The sequence below is a fragment of the Thermodesulfobacteriota bacterium genome (assembly GCA_040758155.1).
Lineage (GTDB): Bacteria > Desulfobacterota > Deferrimicrobia > Deferrimicrobiales > Deferrimicrobiaceae > UBA2219.
The window spans coordinates 1-12,738 of sequence record JBFLWB010000135.1; the positions used below are offsets into that span (position 1 = coordinate 1).

Annotated in this window: 17 protein-coding genes; 12 read left to right on the forward strand and 5 right to left on the reverse strand. The window is 67.4% G+C overall.

The window, feature by feature from the left end; all coding sequences use genetic code 11:
• The 5 genes from AB1346_08865 to AB1346_08885 all read left to right on the forward strand — a co-directional run.
• The coding region (locus AB1346_08865) for an amino acid--tRNA ligase-related protein (protein ID MEW6720546.1) at nucleotides 1-262 on the forward strand (262 nt) is incomplete at its 5' end.
• Entirely contained in the window at nucleotides 259-1,428 is a 1,170-nt protein-coding gene (locus AB1346_08870) for an MFS transporter (protein ID MEW6720547.1), read from the forward strand. The genes AB1346_08865 and AB1346_08870, both read left to right, overlap by 4 nt.
• A gap of 125 nt (nucleotides 1,429-1,553) precedes the next feature.
• Entirely contained in the window at nucleotides 1,554-3,380 is a 1,827-nt protein-coding gene (locus AB1346_08875) for a multicopper oxidase domain-containing protein (GenBank protein MEW6720548.1), read from the forward strand.
• Between the two features lie 15 nt (nucleotides 3,381-3,395).
• Nucleotides 3,396-4,043, forward strand: a complete 648-nt coding sequence (locus tag AB1346_08880; protein MEW6720549.1) for an SCO family protein — start codon at nucleotides 3,396-3,398, stop codon at nucleotides 4,041-4,043.
• A gap of 441 nt (nucleotides 4,044-4,484) precedes the next feature.
• On the forward strand, nucleotides 4,485-5,795 hold the full coding sequence (locus tag AB1346_08885) for a TolC family protein (protein ID MEW6720550.1): 1,311 nt from the start codon (nucleotides 4,485-4,487) through the stop codon (nucleotides 5,793-5,795).
• 6 nt (nucleotides 5,796-5,801) lie between these two features.
• Here AB1346_08885 and AB1346_08890 read toward each other — a convergent pair whose 3' ends face one another.
• The 4 genes from AB1346_08890 to AB1346_08905 are packed head-to-tail and all read right to left on the reverse strand — an operon-like array spanning nucleotide 5,802 to nucleotide 7,775.
• Entirely contained in the window at nucleotides 5,802-6,221 is a 420-nt protein-coding gene (locus AB1346_08890; GenBank protein ID MEW6720551.1) for a PaaI family thioesterase, read from the reverse strand.
• Between the two features lie 29 nt (nucleotides 6,222-6,250).
• Nucleotides 6,251-7,339, reverse strand: a complete 1,089-nt coding sequence (arsB, locus tag AB1346_08895; GenBank protein ID MEW6720552.1) for an ACR3 family arsenite efflux transporter — start codon at nucleotides 7,337-7,339, stop codon at nucleotides 6,251-6,253.
• A complete protein-coding gene (locus tag AB1346_08900) occupies nucleotides 7,336-7,539 on the reverse strand; it encodes a zinc ribbon domain-containing protein (GenBank protein ID MEW6720553.1) in 204 nt (67 codons plus the stop codon). The genes arsB and AB1346_08900 overlap by 4 nt, the downstream gene beginning before the upstream one ends.
• A 14-nt stretch (nucleotides 7,540-7,553) precedes the next feature.
• Nucleotides 7,554-7,775: a hypothetical protein gene (locus AB1346_08905; protein MEW6720554.1), complete on the reverse strand. Its 222-nt coding sequence runs from the start codon at nucleotides 7,773-7,775 to the stop codon at nucleotides 7,554-7,556.
• A gap of 114 nt (nucleotides 7,776-7,889) precedes the next feature.
• On the opposite strand from AB1346_08905, the gene AB1346_08910 reads away from it, so the two are divergent.
• Genes AB1346_08910 through AB1346_08930 form a run of 5 tightly spaced genes read left to right on the forward strand, consistent with a single transcriptional unit; the run spans nucleotide 7,890 to nucleotide 10,413 of the window.
• Nucleotides 7,890-8,282, forward strand: coding sequence for a metalloregulator ArsR/SmtB family transcription factor (locus tag AB1346_08910; protein ID MEW6720555.1), 393 nt, complete (start codon nucleotides 7,890-7,892; stop codon nucleotides 8,280-8,282).
• The gene (locus AB1346_08915) at nucleotides 8,279-8,752 is read left to right on the forward strand and encodes an arsenate reductase ArsC (protein MEW6720556.1); all 474 of its coding nucleotides are present in this window, start codon (nucleotides 8,279-8,281) and stop codon (nucleotides 8,750-8,752) included. Before AB1346_08910 ends, AB1346_08915 begins: the two co-directional genes overlap by 4 nt.
• The gene (locus tag AB1346_08920) at nucleotides 8,749-9,252 is read left to right on the forward strand and encodes a thioredoxin family protein (GenBank protein MEW6720557.1); all 504 of its coding nucleotides are present in this window, start codon (nucleotides 8,749-8,751) and stop codon (nucleotides 9,250-9,252) included. The genes AB1346_08915 and AB1346_08920 overlap by 4 nt, the downstream gene beginning before the upstream one ends.
• Entirely contained in the window at nucleotides 9,249-9,677 is a 429-nt protein-coding gene (locus tag AB1346_08925; protein ID MEW6720558.1) for a thioredoxin family protein, read from the forward strand. The genes AB1346_08920 and AB1346_08925 overlap by 4 nt, the downstream gene beginning before the upstream one ends.
• Before the next feature lie 16 nt (nucleotides 9,678-9,693).
• Nucleotides 9,694-10,413, forward strand: coding sequence for a cytochrome c biogenesis protein CcdA (locus AB1346_08930; GenBank protein MEW6720559.1), 720 nt, complete (start codon nucleotides 9,694-9,696; stop codon nucleotides 10,411-10,413).
• Between the two features lie 9 nt (nucleotides 10,414-10,422).
• Here the strand turns inward: AB1346_08930 and AB1346_08935 are convergent, their stop codons facing one another.
• Entirely contained in the window at nucleotides 10,423-10,893 is a 471-nt protein-coding gene (locus AB1346_08935; GenBank protein MEW6720560.1) for a cytochrome c3 family protein, read from the reverse strand.
• 123 nt (nucleotides 10,894-11,016) lie between these two features.
• On the opposite strand from AB1346_08935, the gene AB1346_08940 reads away from it, so the two are divergent.
• Nucleotides 11,017-11,814, forward strand: coding sequence for an NAD(+)--dinitrogen-reductase ADP-D-ribosyltransferase (locus AB1346_08940; GenBank protein MEW6720561.1), 798 nt, complete (start codon nucleotides 11,017-11,019; stop codon nucleotides 11,812-11,814).
• Nucleotides 11,811-12,737: an ADP-ribosyl-[dinitrogen reductase] hydrolase gene (gene draG, locus AB1346_08945; GenBank protein MEW6720562.1), complete on the forward strand. Its 927-nt coding sequence runs from the start codon at nucleotides 11,811-11,813 to the stop codon at nucleotides 12,735-12,737. Before AB1346_08940 ends, draG begins: the two co-directional genes overlap by 4 nt.
• The last annotated feature ends 1 nt before the right edge of the window (nucleotide 12,738 follow it).

The following is a 12,738-nucleotide window of genomic DNA, read 5'->3' on the forward strand; positions in this document are numbered from 1 at the left end:
GCGGTTCGAGGGGTACCTGGACGGGGTGGAGCTGGTCAACGGCTACGAGGAGCTTACCGACGCGGAGGAGCAGGAGGCGCGCCTGGAGGCGCTTTCGGAGCGGCACCGCCGCCTTTCCGGCGAGCGCCTCCCGCCGGATCCCGGTTTCCTCGAGGCGCTCCGGCGCGGGCTGCCCCCCTGCTCCGGCGCGGCCCTGGGAGTCGACCGCCTCGTGATGCTCCTGCTCGGGAACGACGACATCGCGGACGGGATGTACCGATGACCTCCCCGGGCTTCCTCCTCTTCCTGTTCTTCCTGGGGCATCTGTTCACCGATTTCGTGCAGGGGGCGATCCCCGCCCTCCTTCCCTTCCTCAAGGAGAGGTTCCATCTGTCGTACGCCGTCACCGGGATGCTCATGATGGCGACCCACCTCACCTCCTCCGTGGTCCAGCCGCTGTTCGGGTACGTGTCCGACCGGCGGCCGCTGCCGGCGCTCATGCCGCTCGGGCTCGCGGTTTCGGCGGTCGGCGTGGCGCTCGTCCCGTTCGCCCCTACCTTCGCGTGGGTCGTGGCGTTCGTCATCTTCGCGGGGCTGGGCACCGCGGCGTTCCACCCGGAAGGGTTCAAGGCGACCGCGTGCATCGTTTCGGAGCGGCGGGCGACGGGGATGTCGCTCTTCTCCGTGGGCGGAAATCTCGGGTTCGGCCTCGGCGGTCCCGCTGCGATCTTCCTCGTTTCCCGCTACGGACTGGAGGGAGCGACGGCGCTGCCGCTGCCGGCGATCGCGGCGGCCGCGCTGTTCCTTCCGGTCCTGCCGCACCTCCGAAGGAACCTGCGGTCGGTGTCGTCCGCGAAGCGCGCGGACGCGGACGCGGGGCCGGCACGCCCGGTCTACACCGTGTTCCTCATCGTACTGGTCGTGGTCTTGCGGTCCTGGACCTGGCTGGGGCTGACCACCTACATCCCCTTCCTTTACCAGTCCCGGCTCGCCACCGACCCGTCGTACGTCGGCACGCTGCTCTTCTGCTACCTCGGGGCGGGGGCATTCGGGACGCTGATCGGGGGGCCGATGGCGGACCGGTTCGGGCACCGCAGGTTCCTTGCGGCCTCCGTGGCGCTCCAGGTCCCGCTGATCTGGCTCTTCCTGCGCGCCTCGGACGGACTCGTCTTTCCCATGGCGGCGCTGCTCGGAGCGACGATCATCTCGAATTTCTCGGTCACGATGGTCATGGCGCAGGAGCTGTTCCCGAAGCGGCTCGCAACCGTTTCCGGGACCATCGCGGGATTCGCCATCGGCACGGGCGGGATCGGCGTCGCCTTCCTGGGCGCCGTGGCCGACCGGTACGGGCTGCCGGCCGCAATGAACCTCATCAACGTCTTCCCCGTCTTCGGCGCGCTCCTTTCGGCGCTGCTTCCGCTGCCCTGGAAGCCGCGCTCCGCGGGTTGACGGGACCGCCTCCCCGCCGCAAACTTCGCCGGATCCGAATCCGCTGTTTTTATCGGAGGATCTTACCCTCATAAGGAGGTATGTCCACCTGCCAACAGGCGGTTGTTCCGCATGAGGGAAAGACAATGAAAGGGAATTCGGTATCCAGGAAAGCGGAGCAGCGACTCGCAAGATACATGAAGGAAATCCGGGACGCCGGGAAATCGGGGCTGAGCCGGCGGGAGCTCATGCGATGGGGGCTGGTCGCAGGCGGCGCCGGGGCGGCGGCGATCCGGGGGATCCGCAACTTCAAGCCGCACTGGGCGCACGCGGCATTGAGAAACGGGAACGGGGAACTCGAGATCCGCAGCCCGGAAAACACGCCGTTCGTCGATGCGCTCCCCATCCCGCACATCATGCAGCCGGTGATGCTGAATCCGGCCCCCACCCGGGAGACGAATCGCGTGCCGTCGGCGGTCACGGGATACATGGAGGCGCAACGGCCCGACCACCAGCGATGGGAGCAGTTTCTCCCGATGAAAATGTACGAGAGCGTCGAGCGGGCGGTCCGGCACGACTTCTACCCCGACATCGACGGGGTCCCTCCCTCCACGGTATGGACCTTCGTCGAGGCATCGACGGGAATCGCGGGGCCGCTCCGGATCAAGGCGCGTTACGGAGAGCCGGTGGTGCACCGGATCCACAACGCGCTTCCCGAGGACAACGGCGGGTTCGGCATCAACAAGACCTCGACGCATCTGCACAACGGGCACTCGGCGTCCGAATCCGACGGGGGGCCGCTTCACTTTTACGATGCCGGGCTCTTCAAGGATTTCCATTGGGCCAACGTCCGCGCCGGCTTCGCGAGCACCCATCCGGAAACGAGCCTGAACGGCCGCACCGTTCCGGGAGACGTGCGCGAGACGATGAGCTTTCTATGGTTCCACGACCACATGCACGACTTCACGGCGCAGAACACCTACAAGGGGCTCGTGTCGCTCTACACGCTCTTCAGCGACGACATCAACCTGGACACGGACGACGAGACCACGGGGCTGCGGCTGCCCAGCGGCGAGTTCGACATCCCGATGGTCTTCGCCGACAAGGCGTTCGACCCGACCACGGGGCAGCTGTTCTTCGACCTGTTCGACCTGGACGGGATGCTCGGAGACAAGGACACCGTCAACGGCGTCATCCAGCCGTACCTGGAAGTCAAGCGGCGCAAGTACCGCTTCCGCTTCCTGGTCGGCGGGCCGTCCCGGGTCTACGAGTTTTTCTTAAGCAACGGGCAGGCGTTCGCCCAGCTCTCCACGGACGGGAACCTCCTTCCCCGGCCGCTGTACCGCAAAAGCATACGGCTCCAGGTGGCGGAGCGGGTGGACGTGATCGTGGACTTCTCCAAAGCGCGGCCCGGGGAGACGATCTACCTCGAGAACCGGCTGGAGCAGACCGGCGGACGGGCGCCCACGGGGAAGCTCATCGCCCCGAAAAACCTCGTCCAGTTCCGCGTGACGGACGACGCCCCGGACGAAAGCCGGATCCCGGCCGTCCTGCTCGACCTGCCCGACCGGAACGTTATGATCTCGAAAGAGAGGGAGTGGATATTCGATCGGCAGGGAGGCGCCTGGGCGGTTAACAACGTCTTCTTCGATCCCGAAAAGTTCGCCGCGGTGATCAGGCAGAACAGCGCCGAGCTCTGGGCGTTCAAATCCGCGGGGGGCTGGGTGCATCCCGGGCATCCCCACCTGGAAGAGTTCCAGATCGTCGACCGGGGCGGGATGCCGCCGCGGCCGGAGGAGGCCGGCCGGAAGGACATGCTCCCCGTCGGGGACGCGGTCTTCGGGACGGACAACTCGGCGGAGGCCAGGATCTTCCTGCAGTTCCGCGACTGGCTGGGGGACTACCCGATGCACTGCCACAACACCGTGCATGAAGACCACGGCATGATGGTGCTGTTCAACGTCGTGCCTTGACGAAGGGAGGAAACGATGGACCGCAGACATTTTCTCGGCGGCCTGGCGACCGCCGCCATAGGGATCGCCGCGCTCTCCACGATTCCGGGACCTCCGGATCCCAAGGTGAAGAGCCCGTATTCCGACATCCCCTCCCCTCAAAGGCGACGGGACCGGTTCGTGAACGTCCCGCTGATCACTCACGAAGGGAGGGAGGTACGTTTCTACGACGATCTCCTCAAGGACAGGACCGTCGTGTTGAACATGCTCTACACGGTCTGCACGGCGGAGGCGATCTGCCCCCTCGGGACCGCGAACCTCGTGAAGGTCCAGCGGATCCTGGGACGCAGGATGGGAAAGGACATCTTCTTCTACTCCATCACCCTCGACCCGGAGAACGACACGCAGTCCGTCATGAAGGCCTATGCGAAGGCATTCAAGGTCGGGCCGGGTTGGGAATTCCTCACCGGGCGGAAAGAGGACATCGAGCGGCTTCGCCGCAACCTCGGATACGTGGACCCCGATCCGGTCCGGGACAGCGACCCGTCCCAGCACAGCGGGATGATCCGCATCGGGATCGAGCCGCTGGAGCGGTGGGGAGGCTGCCCGGTCCTAAGCCGCCCCGGCGTGATCGCCGACGCCATCCTCCGGCTGGAGCCGGGAAGGCTCCTGACGGCCGCGTAAGACGTTGCATGAAGCGTTAAGGAAGGGGCGCGGGCGATCCGCGCCCCTAACCCGCATTTCTCACCAGCCTCCTACTGCGGCGACGTCCATGGATGGACAAGTGCCGCGGGCGCCATGGATGGCGCGGAGCGGCCGGCGGATACGGGCATACCTGCTGCGTTGTGCCCCTCCCGCCGAGAACGGCATGATGTGCCGGCGCCCGGGGGTACCCCAGGGAGCGTTTCATGTACGGGAGTGGGGCGCTCGGTCGGGCTCCTCGACGCACTGTCAAGTGCGCCTCCGGGGCCCTCGGTCGCGACGCCTTGTAGCCACGCCCGTCTCCACCGCCTCGCTACGGACCCTGGTGAGAAATGCGGGTTGACACGTTCCGACCCCCCCTCCTACGATGAATCACTGCCGGAAGACCAGGCACGAAACCGGTGCATATCCCGGGAGGCATCCTTGACCCGTATCGCGCGGACCGCGTCCGTCGTTTTTCTGCTCGTCCTGCTGGCCGCTTCCCCCGCCCTTGCGGCCGGGGACAACGCCGCGGCCGTTCCGCCCGGGAGCCGCCCGTTCCCGGTCGTCTGGACGCTCGACGACGTGACCGCCTTCGCCCTGAAGAACCACCCGCTGCTGATGCAGGCCGGCGCGGACGTCGCGGCCGCGGCGGCGAGGAAGGGGCAGGCGGAGGCCGCCCGATACCCCTTCGTGGACCTTTCCGCCGGCAGGAGCCGGACGAAGTCCTTCTCCGCGCAATCGCGTTCGAGCGTCACCCTCGAGACCGATTTCGTCCGCGGGGACCTCCAGTGGACGATCTACGACTTCGGCCGGACCGGGGCGGCGGTGGACCGGGCGGACGCGCTCGCCGGGATCGTCCGGGAAAACGCGGCGACGACGCGCGAGGACGTGCTCTTCAACGCGAAGGTCGCCTTCTACAACGTCCTGCGCGCGGAGAACGCGGTGCAGTTCCAGGAGAAGAACGTCCGGCAGCGGGAATCGCTCTTCCGGCAGGCGCAGGCCTTCTATGAAACGGGAGTGCGGGCCAAGATCGACTTCGTCCGCGCGGAGGCGAACCTGTACGATTCCCGCGCCCTGCTGGGGCAGGCCCGGAACGACCTCCGCGTGGCGCGGATCACGCTGCTCCAGGCGATCGGACTCGACGGCCCGGCGGATTTCCTGCTCCTCGGCGAGCTTCCCGAAATGGCACTCGATGGAACGCTCGAGGAATGGATCGCGGAGGCGCACCGGAACCGGCCGGAGCTGCGCGCACTGGCGGAGAAGGAGCGGGCCGCGAACGAAACGCTGCGGCTCGCCAGGGCGAACAGGCTGCCTTTTGTGGCGGGCGCCGCGGAGTACGGATACGCCGGGGAGGATTACCCGCTCGAGGAGAACTACCTGCTCTCCCTGACGCTGAACCAGCCGCTCTTCACGGGATTTTTGACCCGCGAGCAGATGCGGGAGGCGCAGGCGGCGCTGTCCTCCGTCCGGTACGAGACCGTCGAGGCGAAGCGCCGCGTCCGGCTCGAGGTGGAGCGGTCGGCCTACGGCGTCCAGGAGGCGAAGGAGCGGCTGGAGGCCCGCAGGAAGCAGCGGGAGGCGGCCGCGGAGAACCTGCGGCTCGCCACGGCCCGGTACGAGGTCGGGGCCGGCGACATCATCGAGATGACCGACGCGCAGACGCAGATGGTCAGCGCCGACACCGAGACCGTCAACACGGCCTTCGACTACGCGGTGTCCCAGTCGTCGCTGCTGCGCGCGATGGGCCGCTGAAGGGGCTCAGCCCCCCTTCTTCCCGCCGCCGGCGAGCGCTTCGCGGGATACGGGAAGCGCCGTGGAGATCCCCTTCGCCAGGACGCGCCCTTCCCCGTTCGTCACGGTGAGCTCGCACACGATCGACTGGCGCCCCTTGTGGATCGCGCGCGACTCGCCGATCAGCGTCTCCCCGGGTTTCGCCGCCCGGATGATGTTGAATCCCCAGCTCACGCCGGTGGCGTCCGTCACGGCGTTGACCGAAAGGGCGAAGGCGGCGTCCGCGACCGCGAACAGCAGCACGCCGTGCCCGATATTGTGCGCGTTGAGGAAGCGCTCCTCGACGACCACCGACAGCTTCGCGTAGCCGTCCCGCGCCTCGATCAGCTTCATCCCGAAGTCCTGAATCAGCCGGTCGCCCCGGTAGATCTCCTGGACGCGATCCATCAATCCCTCCGCATCGGGTAGTATTCCGCTCACGCTGTCGCCGGGAACCAGTGGCGCGTCCGGTTGCAGACCGAGCAGACCGAGAGCATGACGGGGACCTCCACAAGGACGCCGACCACGGTCGCAAGCGCCGCCCCGGAGCCGGGGCCGTAGAGCGCGATCGCCGTGGCCACGGCCAGCTCGAAGAAGTTGCTCGCCCCGATCAGCGCCCCCGGCGCCGCCACCGCGTGCGGGACCTTCAGCCATTTCATCAGCCCGTACGCCAGCGACGAGTTGAAATAGACCTGGATCAGGATCGGCACGGCGATCAGCAGGATGTGGAACGACCGCGCCGTGATGTTGTCGGCCTGGAATGCGAAGATGCAAACCAGGGTGGCCAGCAGCGCAAGGATCGTCACCGGATGGAGGACCGACAGGAACCGCTCGAACCATTCCGTCCCCTTCACCCGGATCAGCCACGTCCGCGAAACGACTCCCGCCGACAGCGGGATGACGATGAAGAACACCACCGCGTAGACCAGCACCATGAAGGGAACGTGCAGCGACGACGCGCCGCTGACCAGGAACTTCACGATGGGGGCGAACAGGACCAGCATGATCAGGTCGTTCACGGAGACCTGGACCAAGGTGTAGGCCGGGTCGCCGTCGGTCAAGTAGCTCCAGACGAAGACCATCGCGGTGCAGGGGGCGGCGGCGAGGATGATGACGCCGGCGATATATTGGTCCGCCAGCTCCGGGCCGATCCAGGGAAGGAACAGGTGCTTGAAGAAGAGGTATCCGATCAGCGCCATCGAGAACGGCTTGACCAGCCAGTTGACGACGAGCGTCACGACGAGGCCCTTCGGGCGCTTCCGCACGCCCAGGACCGAGGTGAAATCCACCTTGAGCATCATCGGGTAGATCATCAGCCAGATCAGAACCGCGATCGGGATGTTGATCTGGCTGTCCTGTCCGAATTCCATGCGCCGCAGCGCGTCGACCGCCGCGGGAAACGCCTTGCCGAGGAAGATGCCCACCCCCATGCACAGGGCGACCCAGAGGCTCAGGTACCGCTCGAAGACGTTGAGCCGCTTCGCCGGGGCGGTTCCCCCCGGAGCGGAGGATTCGGAAACGCTCATCCGCAGCAGCCGCCGCCCGAGCCGCAGCAGCCACCCTTGGAGCGCTTTGCGCCGTCGGGTGCGACACCGAAGAGCTCCTGCCCCTCCGCGCCGTCGCCGCAATTCGGGCAGCTCGGGACCCATCCTTCCTTCTCCTCGGCGGACATGCGCATCTCGTACGGCTCGGCGCACGCCTTGCAGAAATAGCTGTACTTCGGCATCGCTTTCCCTCCGTTTATCCCTGGCAGCCCTTGTGCCCCATCATCGTCGCCATGGCCGAGAACATGTTCTTCATCGGCCTGCCGCAATCCCGCACGAACAGGAGGAACATCTCCTGCATCTTCTCCTCGTTTCGCAGCATGTCCTGACAGAAAACAGGCAGGATCCTCCGGAGGACCTCCATCCGGTCCTGCTCGGACAGCGCGAGGAATCCCCGCTCGAGTTCCTCCACCATCATGACGACCTCCCGGTTTTTCGGATGTTCCCGCGCGGAAAGGGTGCGGAAGCATTGTCATTTTCCGCCGGAAAGGATAAGATGTCAATACGCTGATTGACGATATGAGGATTCGACATGACCCTGCGCGCCTATGAAGACGTCATGAAGGCCGTGTCCGACCCCACCCGGGTGCGGATCCTGAAGATCCTGGAGACCGGAGACCTCTGCGTCTGCCAGATCATCGCCGTCGTCTCCCTGGGACAGTCCACGATCTCGAAGCATCTCTTCCTTCTGCGGGCGGCCGGCCTGATCCGGGACCGCCGCGAAAGGAAATGGGTGTACTACTCCCTCGACGGGAAGAGCGGGAACCCGTTCGCCGGGGAGATGCTCAGGAACCTCCGCAAATGGCTCAACGACGACCCCGTCGTCCTCCGGGACATGGAGAGGACCGCGCTGGCCCGGCGCGCCGGCCCGACGACGATCTGCGAAAACGGACTGGCGCTTCCCGGGCGCAGGCAACCCGCATGACTTCGAGGACCGTGACGGAATGGATGGCGGAGGCGGCGACCCTTCGCGCGCTGCGGCCGCGGCACATCCTGTTCCTCTGCGTCGGGAACTCGGCGCGCAGCCAGATGGCCGAGGGGATCGCTCGCGCCCTCGCTCCGGAAGGCGTCCGCGTGTCCTCCGCGGGATCCGTCCCGACGGCGGTCCGGCCGCAGGCGGTGCGGGCCCTCGCGGAAATCGGGATCGACATCTCCGGCCAACGACCCAAGGGAATCGGGTCGATCGACGCCTCCTCCGTGGACGCCGTCGTCACCCTGTGCGCAGAGGAAATCTGCCCCGTGTTCCCCGGGAAGGTGCACCGGCTCCACTGGGGGATGCCGGACCCGGCGCGGGTCGACGGGGACGAAGAGGAAACGATGGCGGCGTTCCGGGAGGCAAGGGACGAACTGCGGCGCCGCCTGGAAATCCTGTTCCGGAAGGAGGGCGACCGTTGACCGAGGTCACGCGGATCCGCATCGGCGAAGACGTGGCAGGCATCGCGGGACTGAAAGAGGCGTTGCGGGATGCCGCGGAGCGGTGCGAAGGGATGCCGGACGGCAAGATCGGCGAGATGCTGCTGGAGGCGCTCTCGAAGCGCAACTACATCTATCCCGCCAGGCGGGAGCTGTACCGGCAGGCCTTCCTCCGCGAATACAAGAAGTTCATCGGCGCGGCGGTCGAGGAAGCGCCCGGCGGCGGCATCAACATCAAGGTGTTCGGCCAGGGTTGCCCGCGATGCCGGCAGCTCGAGGAGGACGTCCGGACCATCCTCGCCGAGACCGGGATCGACGCCGACCTGGAGCACGTATCGGACCTGAAGGAGATCATGCGCTCCGGCATCATGGGGACGCCGGCCTTGATGATCGGCGGCAAGGTGCTGGCGGCGGGATCGGTCCCGGCCAAGGCGAAGATCCGCGAATGGATCGAACGGGCGGCCGGAAGGAAACCCGCATGAAGCGGAACGCGAAATGGTGGATCTTGGGGGCGGCGGCCGCCTTCGCGACGCTGGTCGTCCTCTCCGTGCTCGAATCCCGCACGGGGCCTTCCCCTTTCGGGATGGCCGGCCCCTCGGCGCATGGCGTCCCGGCTCCCTCTCCCGGCACCGGCAGGGTCACCATGCTCGACCTCGGAGCGGAGGAATGCGTCCCCTGCAAGCTGATGGCGCCCATCCTGGAAGAGGTCAAGGCCGAGTATGCCGGGAAGGCGGACATCGTCTTCATCGACGTCTGGAAAGAGCCGGAACAGGCGAAAAAGTACGGGATCAAGGCGATCCCGACGCAGATCTTCTTCGACGCGCGCGGCAGGGAGGCCTTCCGGAATACGGGCGTCATGGACAAGAAGCGGATCGTCGACGCCCTCGCGCGGCTCGGCGTTTCCTGACGGAGGACGGGGCGGAATGCCGGACCGGTTCCTGCTGGCGGTGAACGACTGGATGACGGGGGGGCTGGCGGCCGCGGCGGCCGGCTGCTTCCTGTGGGGGATGGTCAGCGCGCTGTTGAGCCCCTGCCACATGGCCTCCATCCCGTTGATCGCCGGCTACGTCGGAGGGCAGGAACGGAGCATGAAGTCCGGCGGCGCGGCGGCCTATGCGGCCGCGTTCACCTTCGGCCTGTTCCTCACCATCGCCCTGGTCGGCGTGGTCTGCGCCCTGCTCGGGCGGATGCTGGGGGACGCCGGGCCCTGGTGGACGATCCCCGTGGGGGCCGTCCTGATCTGGGCATCGCTCGACATGCTCGGCGTGCCGATATGCTCCGTCCCCGGCGGGGGGAGCCTGATGGGGCGGCTGAAAGTCCGTGGGATCGGCGGCGCCTTCTTCCTCGGTCTGGCCTACGGCGTGCTTTCCGGCTCGTGCACCTTCGGGTTCATCGCGCCTCTCCTGGCGGTCATCACCCTGCAGGGAAAGGTCGCGACGGGGATCCTGCTCATCGTGCTGTTCGGCATCGGGCACTGCATCCCCGTCGCCGCGGCAGGCTCCGGCGCCGCGCTGTTCCGGCGCGGCCTGGAGGGCAGTCGCTTCCGGTCGGGAAGCACGTGGCTCCGGCGCGTTTCGGGCGCAGGAGTCGCCGCGATCGGGATCTATTTCCTCATCCGCCCGTTTCTGATCGGCCGGGCCTGATAAGCATCCCTACTTCCCCGACTCCTGCTTCGCGGGCGCCTTCGCGAGGTGGCACACCTCGGTGCAGCCGCCCAGGTTCTTGCTGCCCACCTCCCCCCAATGGCACTTGTTGCAGGCGTTGTGGTAGGCGGAGCGGAGGCCGAGCATCCCCGAGATGCCGGGGTTTTCGGCCCTCGGATGGCAGTCGCGGCAGGGCAGGAGCCGGTCGGCAAGCACGTTTTTCCTGAAGGAGGCCGGGTCGTAGCGGTGGCAGTCCTTGCAGGCGTGGACCTGCATCGACCGGTGCTGGTGGTGGCACCCTCCGCAGCCGTCCGCCAGCGAGACGTGCTTCTCGTGGTCGAACCGGACCGGTTCGTAAGTCTTGGACATCGCTCCGAGGACGATGACCTTCGGCAGCTTTCCTTCGGTGGCCGCGCCGACGGCCGCGGCCGCTCCAAGGAACAGCAGTACGACGGCAGAAAGCAACGCAGTCCTTCTCACCGGTTCTCCCTCCCGGAGGCGATGAAATGCACGGCGCGCCGACCCCAATTCAATAGCACGCGCCGGTTCCCCTGTCACCCGAACATATCGGAAGGGCGTCCGGAAAGGAAGTATCATTAGGAGATGGCCCTCGATCCTCTTCCCATGAACCGCTGCGACCATACCGCCCGGGTGATCGCCTCCCCCCGCTTCAACCGGAACCCCCGGCCGATCTGCATCCAGGGAGTGCGGCGCGACCACGGGCCCCTCTTCGCCCTCCTGGACCGCTGCGCCGCCCCCAGGGAGCGGGAGCGCCGCTTCCGCCGTTACATGGACGACTTCTTCCTGGCCGGGCCGGTCCCCCGCGGCGCATCCGCTTCCGACCGGCGGTCGCTGCGGAACGGCTACCTGCGGTTCCTGCGCGGGTGGATCCACGACGCGAGCTCCGGGGAAGGCGCGGTCCTCAAGGGTTGGGTGGAAAGCCGCTTCGGGATTCCTCCCGTCTATCACGCGGGGCGGATCGACCGCGCGGACTCGCGGGAGTACCTCGCCTACCTCGGCGAACGGATGCGGGGGGAGGCCCGGTCGAACGCCGTCTTCGCGCAATTCGACCTGGTCTACGAATACGTCCAGTACGAGCTCGGGCGAAGGCACCCCGGCGTGCCGGCCTTCCGCCTGTACCGGGGGATCCGCAATATCGGGGATTACCGGTTCTTCGAGGAGCGCCCCGACGGAAGCGCGGTGGTCCGGATGAACAACCTGAACTCCTTCTCCTCCCGCCTCGAGTACGCCTGGGAGTTCGGAAGCCACGTCTTCGAGGCGGAGGTCCCCGCCTCCAAGATCTTCTTCCGTTCCGACCTGCTTCCCGGCGTCCTGCCGAAAGGGGAGGAGGAGTCTCTTGTGATCGGGGGGGATTTCGAAGTGACCGTGAGGTCGTATTGACTCCTCGAGCGCAAAAAACCCCGGACCGCGGGGAGATCGCCGCTCGGGCGCACGCCGTCCTTCTCGGGTCGGCCGTCGGCGACGCGCTCGGAGCCACCACGGAATTCATGTCGCCCGACCAGATCCGGGAGCGGTTCGGCGTCCACCGGGAGATCGCCGGCGGGGGATGGCTCGACCTGGCGCCCGGGCAGGTCACGGACGACACGGAGATGTCGCTTTGCATCGCCCGGGCCATCGTCTCTCGCGGGGGGTGGGACCTCGTCGGCGTCGCGGACCGCTTCGCCGAGTGGCTCGCGGGGAACCCCGTGGACGTCGGCGCCACCTGCCGGCGGGGGATCGCGGAATACCGCGGGAAGAAGCAGCTCCAGACCCCGCCGAACGAGCGGGACGCCGGCAACGGCGCCGCCATGCGGATGGCGCCGGTGGCGCTGTACACTCTCGGGGACGAGGAGCGGATGGGGCGGCTCGCCGTCGAGCAGGCGCGGCTGACCCACAACCACCCGCTCTCCGACGCCGCGTGCGTCGCGGTGGGGATCCTTGTCCAGCGGGGGGTCCTCGGCTCCTCCGCCCGGAAGCTGCGGGCGGCCGCGGACGAGCTGGTCTCCCGGCACCCCGCGTTCCGCTTCAACGGGTATGACGGGGGGGCGACGGCCTACGTGGCCGACACGCTCCGCACGGTCCTCTCCGCATTCTTCGCGACAGGCTCCTTCGAGGAGTGCCTCGTGAAGACGGTCAACCGCGGCGACGACTCGGACACCACGGGCGCCATCGCGGGCGCCATCGCGGGCGCCCGGTACGGCCTCGAGGCGATCCCGGCCCGCTGGCGCGACGCCCTGGATCCCGCGCTCCGGGAAGAGCTCGCCTCCCTCGCCGCGCGCCTCGTGGAGATGTCGCCGGCCCTTTCCCCGCGGAAGGCCCCGTAAA